We start from the raw sequence: 12648 nt of genomic DNA, 5'->3' as shown, positions 1-12648 counted from the left end.
TCATCCGGGGAGTGCTGGAGGCACTTATATATTATTTAAGAAGCGTCTATCCAAAAGTCTCTCTAATGAGTGGCACTTTGTTTGCAATGAAAATCAAGTAAGGAACGATAAGTTGAAACAGACGATGGGTTTCTATTTAATGCAGAGGGCCTCATAAAATCATGAACCTTCCTTCTCCAAATAGTATAAAATTTATCAGGCGGTATTGCACCGATTCACCTCCTTACGTTATACTTAAAAAATAGTTTAGTATTTTCCCGCTCAAGATTTGCGTTTGTTTTGTGCTTTTCTTATACTTACATAAGTAGTAAAAGCAGTTTTGCGAATTTTGCCAAATAGTAAATTATCCTATTATTTAGATTGAATTGAACGGAACATGAAAGACTTTATCTTCTTCTCTAAAACCCTTCTCCGAGACAAAGAACACTTACTCAGAGTTCTTTTCATGACGCTCCTGATGATAGCCTTGGTTGTTTGGGGCATACGTGAGGAACAGGCTTACCTGAAGCAGATATACTATTTATGCTCGGCCTGGAGCCTGGCTGTAGTAGCATTTATCTTTGGTTATGCCTATCACCACAGGGACGAATTAATAAAGTAGTCTCTGCTTCTTGTGGAAGTGCAGTGCTTTGTCCAGGGATTAGGCCTAGCGCTGCTTGTCCGCCCTCTTGTTGAGTTCTCTGCGGGCTGAACATATCAATCGATATAAGCCTTTTTTAACATACAGCTCATTAAATTTTAGTTGCAGCCCTGTTTTTTGACACGGCAGTAATCAATGGTTATGACAGTCGATGACAAGAAATAATTAATTTATTACTGTCCCCTTTTCCCACACCCAGTCACTTTTCAAATAATTGATAGCAGTATACGCTATAGTGTTCACTGTGTCAGTACAACATATATTAGATTGAAGTAGAAGGCTTTACTAAACAGTAGTTCAGTCTATCTCGTTTCTAATAAATACAATGCATTTCCAAACATTATGCTTTACAAGATGTTATTGAAACAAAGAACAGGAATTACTCCTTCTAGTTATAACATTATAACACTTTACAATTAACCTAAATCGACTTGACCTATGACACCAAAGACAATGCTCTCTATCATGCTGGCAGGTTCGCTGCTCTATTTCACATACATACTATCATCAGAGTTAACCTGAAGGGCACTTCAGGTGTAAACACGTTTATACTGTTTCCTGTGCAGCGTGAACTTGAGAACTTTTCACTTTCCACCTGCAGCTAAAAAACTGAGTAAAAAGCATTCTCCCGGTCGCAACCACTTCCTTTCAGAGAGCGAAGTTTTGACCATCCTCACGCTTTACTACCCCTAAAGCTTCGAGTACTACTATGAGCGGCTGGTGCTTGGGGAGCTAAAAAGTTTCCTTCCCCGAGCCGTCTTCTACACACAGTTCCTCTACCTAGCCAGCCATTTCCCTGCTTCCTCATTTTCCTGCTGGCCCAGTGCCGGACTAATTTCTTTGCGAGAACCAACCACTACTACATTGACTCTGAAAAGCTGCCGTTTGAGATAACCTAAGGATACACTCACACAAGGTCATTGAGGGATTGCTGGCTTGGCAAATTCTTCGATTGGCTGGCTCTACAGCCTTAAATTTCACTTGGTTACAAACGAGCACAGGGAACTGGCGCGGTTGCTCACCACCCCGGCCAACAACTACTACCAGGTCTGGAAAGTCTGCTGCAGGGCAAGTGCTACGGGGACAAAGGATACTTCTCTTTCCTACTGAGAAATTGATGGATGAAGGTCTGCACCTGGCTGTCAAGACAAGGAAGAAGATGAAGGCTATTTCCTCCGGTTTGACCGCCTATACCTTTCTAAACCAGCAATACATCAGGTTTAAACCTTCCGAAAGCATTGGCATGTCCTCAAGTTCATATCATATTATTTTTTTAAACTAATAAAATACTTAGGCGTATAACAGCTGAATATTATATAACCTATAAATAATTACATACACCCTCAAAACAATTACTTATGAATAAACTCTTGCTACTCCCGCTACTATTTATTTTGTTTCTTTCTTCATGCAAAAAAGACGAACCAGTACTTTCCACAACAATGAATTTAGAAGTGATGAAACAAAAGAAGTCATCAACAGGAGAAATAACAGTTGAACCTACATCAGCAATTATTCATGTGTGGAGTGCTGAAAACAGAGAGTTTGATGTAAACGCATCACCAGATATTCATTTTGGCTCTATTTATGATAAGACAACCAAGTCTTTCCAAACTATGAGATATGGAGCTATAGGCATTAGAATGAGAGAACATATACAACCAGGTAGATATTTCGCTAACGTGCTGCTACCAAAATCTTCCAATAAAGGCAGTCTTGCATATTCTTACACTTACTTTGAAATTAAAAAAGGAGAAAACCTAGATTTAACTAAAATCTTCAGCCACGATGTTGAATCAGGAGTATACGAAGACTGGGATTTGAATAAATAATAAAGTGCTTTTTACAGTTCTTATTTACTGTTGATTAGCCATACATACAGCAAAGGAAGTAGAAGTCGTTTTACTTAGTTAAAAAAGGCCTTTGCTTCCTTTTGTACCGCCTTAAAATAGGGTGACAACTATCTATTTCAGGCAAATATAAAACAGTAGAAAAGAAAAAGCAATAGCAGTCAGCGGAACTACACTGACTGCTATTGCTTTTATATGATATAGTACCAGGAGCGGGTACACAACCCGCAAACATAGGAAAACAATAGTAAACAAATATTAGCTTTAAACGCCTTTAAAGCCACTTTTTCACTTTTCCCGACTGCCTTATTTTCTCTTACTTAGCAGACATTTTCTTACTTTTTGTTACCAGTTTGTTACTCGCTTTAATTCCTTTTATTATATTGGATAACAAAGGAAACAAACAGCAAAGCAAGTGAAAAAGCAAACCACAAAAGAAGCTGTAAGGCTTAGAGAGAAGAAGCTAAGGAACGGCAATATTAGCCTGTACTTAGATTATTACAAAGATGGGGAAAGGCAGTATGAGTTTTTAAAGCTCTATCTAATTGATAAACCTAAAAACGCCTTAGATAAACAGTCTAACAAGGAGGCTTTAGAACTTGCACAGCGCATCAAAGCAAAGCGGATTGAAGAAGTACATGTAGGTACTTTTGACCTGCAATCAAAGAGCCTGAGCCACACAGACTTTCTCAAGTTTTATCAGGCTTATATAAATCACTACACCAAAGCCGATAACAGGGTACTGAATGCCAGCTTTAAGAAGTTTAAAGCCTATCTGCAAGAGCGGCACGGTAAAGATAAGCTGTTATGTAAAGACCTTACCCAAAACCTCATTATAGGCTATAAGGATTACTTAGAAGCTAACCATACTGGAGAAGGTCCACTAACCTACTTTAATCGCTTTAGGAAAGTAGTAAAGCATGGTATTAGAGAAAACCTGTTTAACAAAAACCCGCTGCCTGAAAACCTGAAATTTAAAAGCGGGGGCATGAGCAAGGGAGTACTCAGTTTAGATGAGGTGAGCCTGTTAGCAAAAACCCATTGTGGCAGTGACATCATCAAACGTGCCTTTTTATTTGCCTGTAATACAGGTTTAAGGTTTGGAGATATCAAAGAGTTGAAGTGGAAACATATTAGTAGTGGATTACTTGTTATCAAGCAAAACAAAACTCAGGAAGTAAACCGTCTTAGCCTTAACAATACTGCCTTAAAGCTTATAGGTGAAAAGGGTAAACCAGATGATTTAGTATTTCCCCTACCTTCCTTCAACGGCTCTGCTAAAACTATAAAAAATTGGGCTACCAGAGCAGGTATAGATAAACGCATCACATGGCACAGTGCCAGACATTCCTTTGCTACCAACATATTACTGTTAGGGTACGATGTTAAAACTCTTTCACAATTGTTAGGGCACACATCTATAAAGCATACTCAGAAGTATCTGAGCATTGCAGACGAGCGCAAAGTACAGGCAGTAAATGCCCTACCTGACCTAACCTTCTAAAGCCTTCCTTTAGCGTTTCGATATGTCAAAGAAAATTAGCCCAAAGATGAAAGAGGCTTTAAAACTAATAGAAAAGGAGTTAACAGAAATACCAAAAGATGATGATCCTGCTTTTGAAGACTTTATACTTTGGGTAGTTTCATATCCTGATGAGGCCCAAAGACAGTATCCCCGATTTTATAAAACCTTTAACGAAGCTATTCAGGAATTTACTAGTTGGGAAAAAGCCACCATATTTGAAGCTATTGCAAAGGGTTCCTCAACATGGTTAGAAGATGCTAACAAAACTGCCAGCAGTCTATTGAGGCAAAACAAACTAAGACAACATTTACAGATACTAAAAAGCTACAAAAATTTTGGAGAAAGGACAACTGATACTGTTATCAAGGCTGCATATAAAAGGCATAAAGAGTTTTTTGATGAATACATAGTAATAGTAGAACAAGAGCTGAGAGAAGGTAATTCTATCAAGAAAGAAAAACCTGTTCAAAAGAAAAATAAGTTATCCTATGTTTGGCAAGGAAAATCAGATGAGGAATTACCTAACCTTTATCAACAAATGAAGGGGAAATTCATTGATAACGAATCTGATTTAAGTCAATTTATAGCCATTTTCTCAGGCTTACCTATTCAAAACTTGAAGCCTATCAAGTGGCATAGTGACAATGCTAGCGAAGTGCTTTACTTTATTTTACAGCTAGAAGACACACAAAATATAGCGAGCGGAAAGAGAGTAGATTACCAAAAGCTAAAAGCATGCTTTTTTAAGCCTGATGGCACTCCTTTCACTGCAAGCTTCAAAGAGTTAAAGCAAAATATTGATATAAACTTATCAACAGATAAACAAAGGGCTATAAAAGACCTCGTGAGCACCTTCACCTAATACTTCACCTTCACCTTCACTTATACCACAAGTGAAAGTACATACTTTCCTCTCTTTCCAATCTTTGCAATGTTATAACGCAATAAGGATTGGCCAATCCATTTCTACAACTCTTAAAACATTTAGAAATGGAATTACAGCATTTAGAGGAAAGGTTAAGGAATATAGAGGTTCTGCTCCTATCCCAAAAGACAGTATTAAATTTTGATGAGGCGGCAAGCTATACAGGCTTATCTAAAAGTTACCTGTATAAGCTTACTTCAGCGGCTCAGATACCGCACTTTAAGCCCCAGGGCAAGCACATCTACTTCAATAAGACAGAAGTAGACCAGTGGCTACAAAGAAACCCCACAAAGCCTTCAAATAAAGAAAGTGTAGAAGAAAAGGCCGCAACTTACATTACTCTCAAAAAGATAGGAGGTGTGAGATGATAGAGGCATATTTTAGATTTGAGTTACTGCGAGCCAGACTCAAAGCGCAGCACAGCATCAAGAGCAAAGCAAGATTAGATTGCGTTGCATATTCTAACCCTTCAGGCTATACAGGATTGACAGATTTTGTCAATGGAAAAGGCCAAATGTTCATTTATAAAATTCCTGCCAGAGAAGTTATCAAATCTAATAGAAAACGACTTGCTGAATGGAGCCTAACCAACGGTAAAATAAACCTTTCAAGCTTGTACATTGAAGATGTAGACTTTCCCGAGTATGGTTATGGATACCCTAACGCTAATAGGCTTCTTAGCAATGGCAACAGCAATCCCCTCTTTTTCTTTAGAAACGACTGTTACCTTTTCATTACAAACAAAGAGATAAGCTCAATCGAAGTTCTTGTTATACCGGAGGGCAGAAATCTAGTAAATGCCTACTACCAACGTTTGATTGATGGTGATTTAGACAAGGAGTTGCACAGCCATAGGGAACGGGCTAAGCCTTTCTTTGACTATGAAAGTGCTACATAGTAAGTAGTATCTACTGACATTTTTTGTCAAACCAATGTATGATACTATAAGGCTATTCTTAAGCCAAGAGCAGACAGGCTGTAACTTCAAAGACGGGCTGCCTGCTCTTACTAACCTTTCAGAAACCTTTAAGCAGAATACCGGGCAGACTTATGTTACTGGCAATGTTGGTAATTTAAGGATAGCCATGTCAGAACATGGCATCAGCATAATAGGTAGTCTAGCTAAATTCTACCTAGGAAGTAACCTGCACACACTGAACAGGTCAGACAGCAGGCGGGCCTTTGAGCAGTTGGCTGACACTATGCACCTACCCATACAAAGAGCAGTCGTTTCAAGGGTAGATATAGGCATGAATCTAATTACTCAGCACACGCCAGAACTTTACTTCCCTTACTTAGGGCAAAGCAGCTATTATAAGCGGCTGACACAGCCACAGAGTATTAGCTATCAAAATAATTTAAGAAGTAAAAAGTTTTACAACAAAATAGCAGAAAGCAAAAGCAAAAGCGTGTTAATTCCTAATGTATATCAAGGAAAGAACTTGCTCAGATATGAGGTATGTTATATGCAGCGCCTGCCTAAGCAATTTAATACTGCAGCTATAACACCCAATACCTTAACAGAAGAATGCTTCTATATGGGCCTGATAGACCGCGTAGTTAAGGAATATCAGGCGATACAAAAGAATTCTTTAGTTAAGATGGATACTACTAAAATCAAGTCACCAAAAGATTATTTAAAACAGGTTTTAGCACTAGCCATACAGGAGAAAGGACTAGATGCTTTCCTTCATCATGTGGACTTGCTGAAAGAACAGAATACTTTTGATAAGCCAGAATATTACTCCAGACTTAGAAGTGAAATCAAAAAGCTATCAGGCAGTAACAACACTACAACTGACACACCAGAGATGATACAGGAACTAAACAGAAAAATTGCCAGAGTAAGCGAAAACTACAGATAGCCTATAACATCAAACTTTACTAGTCCGACTAAGGGTACTAAAGTCGTATCTGTGTGGTGAAAAGCATAACAAATTCTAAAACCGAAAAACTCCTATCAATAAAGAGTAATTTTAAGTTTAAAGCCCAGTGTAAGCAGGCTATAAACACCTTACTATGAGGCTTTACCACAACAAAAGCTATAGCAAGATGACACAATTTAATACTGAATTTTGCGGACAAAAATTGACTAAAATAACACCTCTCTTGGGCACAAAAACTAAGGATAAGGCTTTCAATTTTGTAACGCCAACTGAAAATTATTAGAATGCACTATATTAGCTTAGCTCAAGGCAGGATTTCATCTTTACTTCTGCTGATAAAGCAAACGGACATATCAAAGCAGATAAACGAACAATAGGACCTATGTTATCCGAGATCAAAGCAATTGGTGCAATCTTTAACATTTTCTCAAAACTTAAAGATGGATTTACTCAACTAAAAAAATCTAACTTACTATTGAATGAAACATCTATACATAGCATAGTTGAAAACTATTTTGGTTTTCAACAATTGCCCAATTCTAACATAAAGCTTCATGGAAAGTTGTCATGGTACTCAACTAACACAAACTTCTTAGTTTATTCCCCCTTCAACACAAAGGGCACAACTGAACAGGATGTAAGTACAACAATAAAAGGTATCAACAAACGCTTCACAGGTTCCCAACTTACATTTACTTCTCATAGACTAAGTGTGCCCTCTTTAAAACTAAATGAAATCAAGCTTACTGATGATTCATCAGCAAGAATCATTTGGCTGTATCCACAAAGTAGCGGGGGGCTTATTTTAGAAACTATAAGCAATCCTAAAGAAGACATGAGTGCTCCTTTGACAGTCTTTAAAGTTGATGAGAACCATAGACCTATTCCTTGCCTTGTTGACCCACATACTAACATAGATAATGTAACTAACAAAACAGTAGAAGTTATTGGAAAGATAATTACTGCACCATTGTCAGTTGTGAACACTCTAATGGAAACGTTAGACCCTTTTATGATAAATATGTACAGCAATTTTTACCGGCCTTTTTCGGCTAATGAAGGAATGTTGGCTATTGACTTAAGAACACCAGACTCTAAAATTAAAATCATAGAAGAAAAAGCCCAGTCATTTAATATAGCATATACAGTACAGGCAAAGATAGAATTTCAAGATTCCTCAGGAGATTTGAGAGATGAAATAAACAATATAGCAATCAATTCAATTCCTGACAGGCAGGGCATGGGAGACAATGTTAGTTCAATTGGAGTAAAAGAACACCCTGTTAACAGTATTGTTACTATAGGCGATATAAGCTGGCAAGGGAATCCAATTTTAAGCGCTTATGCTATGACAACGGAACTTGAAACACATGATGCAAGGCTATACCAGGAAAAAATGACAAAGATGGCTTACAGTTGGCAAGTTTGGCAGAAGAAGACAAGAAATGATATAAAGCGGAAAACAGGACAGGATATCAAAATAAATCCAATCATGTGCTCCAACACAAACAATGCACATTTGTTCCACCCAAATGGCATGTTGCTATCAAGAGAATTAGAAGAAAGGATATTAAGTAAGAATCCAGAAACAAGAAAATCAATAGATTGGCTAAAGATAAGTACTGGCAGGTAGTTCAATAATGTAAGCCTGCAGCAAAACCACTGCATTATTAGCTATGATGCCCAACTGATAGATTTAAATCATAACTAATATGACACTTAAATTTGTTACCAGTTTGTTACTCGAACAATAAAAAAGCCCTATAAACACTAGATTTACAGGGCTTTATAGCTTTTATGTAGTACCAGGAGCGGGAATCGAACCCGCACGGACTTGCGTCCACAAGATTTTAAGTCTTGCGTGTCTACCAATTCCACCATCCCGGCAACCTTCAGGAGCGGTTCCTGAAGTGTAGACTTGAAAAAGCAAAGACGTTGTTATATGACAACGTCTTTGCTTTTAATTTTGCCTGAGCGGGAGACGGGATTCGAACCCGCGGCCTCGACCTTGGCAAGGTCGCGCTCTACCAACTGAGCTACTCCCGCTTTTGTTTTTCCTAAACCGCCATAGTGATTTAGTGATGCAAAGATATAGACAAAATCTGACTTGTCAATAGCTCCCGTAAAAATTTTCTACTCATCTTGCCCTTTCAGCTGATTTTCAGGGAGAAAAATTTCATATTACTTCATCTCCTCTACTGCTCCCTTACATCAAAAACATCATTCCGCCATGATTGCTTCAGCTATAGCTGCTTCTTCATGCCTTAAACTCCTCCACCAGTTCTCAAGCCTCTGTCAACAGGACGAAGTGCCTACCATACCTACTGTTTTACTGCCTTGTCCTGCAGCAGCCCTTTCAGCTCGTTTAGCTTTAGCAGTGCCTCTACCGGTGTAATGGTATTAATATCTAAGGCATCCATCAGCTCCCTTGCCCGCGCCAGCTGCGGGTCGTTGAACTCAAACATGCTGAGCTGGAAGTTGTTTTTGGGAGCCGTCTTCATTTTCTGCTGTGGAGACTGCTCCGATACTTTCTCCTTTTCAAGGTGGTGCATGATTTCGTCTGCACGCAGCACCACATTGTTTGGCATACCCGCCATCTGGGCCACATGTATACCAAAGCTGTGCTCGCTGCCCCCTTCTACCAGCTTACGCATAAACAGGATCTTGCCTCCTGCCTCTTTTACAGACACGTTGTAGTTCTTTACACGCGGCAGGTCCTCGGCCAGTTGGTTCAACTCGTGGTAGTGCGTAGCGAAAAGCGTTTTGGCTTTAAACTTCGGGTGGTTGTGCAGGTGCTCCACAATGGCCCAGGCAATGGAAATACCGTCGTAGGTGCTGGTGCCGCGGCCAATCTCATCCATCAGCACCAGGCTGCGGTCTGAGAGGTTGTTCAGGATACTCGCCGTCTCCGTCATCTCCACCATGAACGTAGACTCGCCCTTCGACAAGTTATCTGAGGCGCCCACACGGGTGAAAATTTTATCGATAATGCCTAGCGTAGCTGCCTCTGCCGGCACAAAGGAGCCGATTTGCGCCATCAGCACGATAAGAGCCGTCTGGCGCAGCAAAGCACTTTTACCCGCCATGTTCGGTCCTGTGATGATGATGATCTGCTGTTCCTCATTGTCCAGGAAGATATCGTTAGGCACGTAAGCCTCCCCTAACGGCAACTGCTTTTCGATAACCGGGTGGCGGCCTTTCTTTATGTCCAGCACGTGGCTATCGCTTACGTCCGGCTTCACGTAGTTGCTACTCAGGGCAATGCCTGCAAACGAGCTGAGGCAGTCGATAATGCCGATGACCTTCGCGTTTTGCTGTACCTGCGCCACATAATCCAGGGCGTGCAGCACCAAATCGTTAAACAGCCCGAACTCGATAGTATAGATGCGGTCTTCGGCGTTCAGAATCTTCTCCTCGTACGTCTTCAGCTCTTCCGTAATATAACGCTCAGCATTTACCAGTGTCTGCTTGCGTATCCAGGAGGCAGGCACTTTGTCTTTGTGTGCGTGCGTTACCTCTAAATAATAACCAAATACTTTATTGTAAGCTATTTTTAGAGAGCTGATGCCTGTATTTTTGATTTCGCGCTGCTGCAACTGCGCCAGGTAATCTTTGCCCGAAAAAGCGATTTGCCGCAGCTCGTCCAGTTCCGCATTCACGCCATCGTTGATCATGTTGCCCTGGTTGGTGAGCATCGGCGGCTCCGGCTTTAGCACATTCCGGATCTCTTCCCGCAGGCCATCACAGGGAACCAACTGCGCTGCCAGCCGCTGCAAGGCAGGTATGTCACTCAGCGCTAATGCCTTTTGAATAGGCAGAATGGCCTCCAGCGCCTTTGCCAGCTGCACCAGTTCACGCGGATTCACGCGCCGCACTGCCACCTTTGAAATCAGGCGCTCCAGGTCGTTTATCTGCTTCAGGTGCTGTATGAGCTCACTCAGCAGTTCGCGGTGCTTTGTCAGGGCCTCTACCGTATCCAGGCGGCGGCGAATCTGAGCCACGTCTTTCAGCGGCAGCACCACCCACTTCTTCAGCAGGCGTGCGCCCATCGGGGTCACGGTCTGGTCCAGCACCTGTATCAGCGGCACACCCTCCTGGTGCTGCGTAAACAGCAGTTCCAGGTTGCGCACGGTAAAGCGGTCCAGCCACACATACTTGTCCTCTTCTAAGCGCGAGATGGTGGCAATGTGGCTGATTTCGTTGTGCTGCGTCTCGGAGAGGTAATGAAGAATGACTCCTGCTGAAATGATACCCTCTGCCATTCCTTCAATACCGAATCCTTTGAGGGTAGCGGTTTTGAAATGGCGGGTCAGCGACTCATAAGCCGTATCATAGTTAAACACCCAAGGGTCCAGCGCATAATACCGGAAGTCTGGGCCATAGCGGTCGATGAAGGTGTCTTTCTCGCGCTTGCAGAACAGCACCTCCGCCGGAGCCAGGCTTTGCAGCAGCTTGCCTATGTAGTTTTTATCGCCTTGTGCAGTGATGAACTCGCCGGTGGAGACATCCAGGAAAGAAACGCCTGTTTCTGTTTTGCCGAAATGGATAGCAGCCAGGTAGTTGTTGCTGCGCCTTTCCAGCACCTGGTCGTTAAAGGAAACGCCAGGTGTTACCAGCTCCGTCACACCCCGCTTCACAATGCCCTTCACCGATTTCGGGTCTTCCAGTTGGTCGCAGATGGCCACGCGCTCTCCTGCCCGCACCAGTTTGGGCAGGTACGTGTCCAGGGAGTGGTGCGGGAAACCAGCCAGCGCCGTTTCAGAGGCAGAACCGTTGCCGCGCTTGGTCAGCACGATGTCCAGAATCTTACTAGCCTTAATGGCGTCCTCGCCAAAGGTTTCGTAAAAGTCTCCTACCCTGAATAGCAGCAGCGCCCCCGGGTGTTTCACCTTGATAGCATTGTACTGCTTCATGAGCGGGGTTACTGTGCCTTTGCCTTCTCCTTTCATACCTTGTATATACTTTGCTGGATGCTTGCTGCATCTCAATTATGAATGTTGAACAAGTTCGTCTAGATGAACCCACCCCTAGCCCTTCCGAGGAAAGGAATTAAATTACTGCTCTACTGACTGCTCTTTCGGACACCTTCGTCCAAAACCTACCTGTTAGACTATGTGGCCATATAGCCATTCCACCAAACAAGCAACAATTTACAAACAGCAATCAGTTTGATTTCTGCGCTATCTGCCTGACCTTTGCACCGACACAGCGCAATTTGTCCTACCTGATTAGGTAAAGTCCTTTGTCTTATGTCCTGTGTCTTACATCCCGAAAAATGCGAAAGCTCTCCATGGACGAACTCAACCGCGATTCGGTTGAGGACTTCAAAAATAAGAAAAAAATACCGTTAGTCTTGGTGATCGACAATGTGCGCAGCCTGAATAATGTGGGTTCTGTGTTTCGCACCGCAGATGCCTTTATGGCGCAGAAAGTCTACCTCTGCGGCATTACCGGCACACCACCGCACCGCGACATCGAGAAAACTGCGCTGGGCGCTACTGAATCGGTGGAATGGGAGCACGTGCCTGATACACTGGAATTGGTGAAGAAGCTACAAGCCGATGGCTACAAGATTTGCGCTGTGGAGCAGGCCGAGAACAGCACCATGCTGAATGACTTTCAGCCGGAGCCGGGGCAGAAGTATGCTTTTGTGCTGGGCAACGAGGTATTTGGGGTAGAACAGGATGTGGTCAGCATTTCGGATGTAGTACTAGAGATACCGCAGTTTGGCACCAAGCACTCGCTCAACATATCGGTCGCAACAGGCGTGGTGGTGTGGGATTTCCTGAGCAAAACGCTGGGGCAGGAAGCTTAGCCAGAGA

The 12648-nt window shown here is 42.1% G+C and carries 10 protein-coding genes, 2 tRNA genes and 1 pseudogene; 10 read left to right on the top strand and 3 right to left on the bottom strand.

The annotated features are described in order from the left end of the window. The first annotated feature begins 376 nt into the window (after window positions 1-376). The 9 genes and pseudogenes from E1919_RS01065 to E1919_RS01025 all read left to right on the top strand — a co-directional run bounded on the left by E1919_RS01065 (window position 377) and on the right by E1919_RS01025 (window position 8459). Window positions 377-601, top strand: a complete 225-nt coding sequence (locus tag E1919_RS01065; RefSeq protein WP_162051502.1) for a hypothetical protein — start codon at window positions 377-379, stop codon at window positions 599-601. Window positions 602-1198: 597 nt separating this feature from the next. After that, window positions 1199-1922: pseudogene (locus E1919_RS28245) on the top strand (transposase). A 76-nt stretch (window positions 1923-1998) separates the two neighbouring features. Beyond that, window positions 1999-2472, top strand: coding sequence for a hypothetical protein (locus tag E1919_RS01055; RefSeq protein WP_162051500.1), 474 nt, complete (start codon window positions 1999-2001; stop codon window positions 2470-2472). 433 nt (window positions 2473-2905) lie between these two features. Then, window positions 2906-3994: a site-specific integrase gene (locus E1919_RS01050; RefSeq protein WP_162051499.1), complete on the top strand. Its 1089-nt coding sequence runs from the start codon at window positions 2906-2908 to the stop codon at window positions 3992-3994. 22 nt (window positions 3995-4016) lie between these two features. Further along, window positions 4017-4877: a hypothetical protein gene (locus E1919_RS01045; RefSeq protein ID WP_162051498.1), complete on the top strand. Its 861-nt coding sequence runs from the start codon at window positions 4017-4019 to the stop codon at window positions 4875-4877. Between the two features lie 89 nt (window positions 4878-4966). Beyond that, entirely contained in the window at window positions 4967-5308 is a 342-nt protein-coding gene (locus tag E1919_RS01040; protein WP_237143935.1) for a helix-turn-helix domain-containing protein, read from the top strand. Further along, a complete protein-coding gene (locus E1919_RS01035; RefSeq protein WP_162051497.1) occupies window positions 5305-5838 on the top strand; it encodes a hypothetical protein in 534 nt (177 codons plus the stop codon). The genes E1919_RS01040 and E1919_RS01035 overlap by 4 nt, the downstream gene beginning before the upstream one ends. A 187-nt stretch (window positions 5839-6025) precedes the next feature. Beyond that, on the top strand, window positions 6026-6805 hold the full coding sequence (locus tag E1919_RS01030; RefSeq protein ID WP_162051496.1) for a phage/plasmid replication domain-containing protein: 780 nt from the start codon (window positions 6026-6028) through the stop codon (window positions 6803-6805). A gap of 403 nt (window positions 6806-7208) precedes the next feature. Further along, window positions 7209-8459 carry a hypothetical protein gene (locus tag E1919_RS01025; RefSeq protein ID WP_162051495.1) on the top strand — a complete coding sequence of 417 codons (1251 nt, stop codon included), beginning with the start codon at window positions 7209-7211 and terminating at the stop codon, window positions 8457-8459. A 170-nt stretch (window positions 8460-8629) separates the two neighbouring features. Here E1919_RS01025 and E1919_RS01020 read toward each other — a convergent pair. The 3 genes from E1919_RS01020 to mutS all read right to left on the bottom strand — a co-directional run bounded on the left by E1919_RS01020 (window position 8630) and on the right by mutS (window position 11775). Further along, window positions 8630-8713, bottom strand: a tRNA-Leu gene (locus tag E1919_RS01020). A gap of 86 nt (window positions 8714-8799) precedes the next feature. Next, window positions 8800-8872: transfer RNA gene (locus E1919_RS01015), tRNA-Gly, on the bottom strand. 275 nt (window positions 8873-9147) lie between these two features. Next, window positions 9148-11775: a DNA mismatch repair protein MutS gene (gene mutS / locus E1919_RS01010; protein ID WP_162051494.1), complete on the bottom strand. Its 2628-nt coding sequence runs from the start codon at window positions 11773-11775 to the stop codon at window positions 9148-9150. A gap of 326 nt (window positions 11776-12101) precedes the next feature. Between mutS and E1919_RS01005 the strand changes: the two genes are divergently transcribed. Next, window positions 12102-12641, top strand: a complete 540-nt coding sequence (locus tag E1919_RS01005; RefSeq protein WP_162051493.1) for an RNA methyltransferase — start codon at window positions 12102-12104, stop codon at window positions 12639-12641. Window positions 12642-12648: the final 7 nt, after the last annotated feature.

The sequence above is a fragment of the Pontibacter pamirensis genome (assembly GCF_010015475.1).
In the GTDB taxonomy this organism is placed as follows: Bacteria; Bacteroidota; Bacteroidia; order Cytophagales; family Hymenobacteraceae; genus Pontibacter; species Pontibacter pamirensis.
Note: the sequence above shows the minus strand (reverse complement) of the source record. Positions and strands in the feature narration are given on the sequence as shown.

Coding starts and splice junctions, on each gene's coding strand:
- E1919_RS01065 (WP_162051502.1), top strand. CDS start 377: ATGAAAGACTTTATCTTCTTCTCTAAAACCCTTCTCCGAGACAAAGAA.
- E1919_RS01055 (WP_162051500.1), top strand. CDS start 1,999: ATGAATAAACTCTTGCTACTCCCGCTACTATTTATTTTGTTTCTTTCT.
- E1919_RS01045 (WP_162051498.1), top strand. CDS start 4,017: ATGTCAAAGAAAATTAGCCCAAAGATGAAAGAGGCTTTAAAACTAATA.
- E1919_RS01035 (WP_162051497.1), top strand. CDS start 5,305: ATGATAGAGGCATATTTTAGATTTGAGTTACTGCGAGCCAGACTCAAA.
- E1919_RS01030 (WP_162051496.1), top strand. CDS start 6,026: ATGTCAGAACATGGCATCAGCATAATAGGTAGTCTAGCTAAATTCTAC.
- E1919_RS01025 (WP_162051495.1), top strand. CDS start 7,209: ATGTTATCCGAGATCAAAGCAATTGGTGCAATCTTTAACATTTTCTCA.
- mutS (WP_162051494.1), bottom strand. CDS start 11,775: ATGAAAGGAGAAGGCAAAGGCACAGTAACCCCGCTCATGAAGCAGTAC.
- E1919_RS01005 (WP_162051493.1), top strand. CDS start 12,102: ATGCGAAAGCTCTCCATGGACGAACTCAACCGCGATTCGGTTGAGGAC.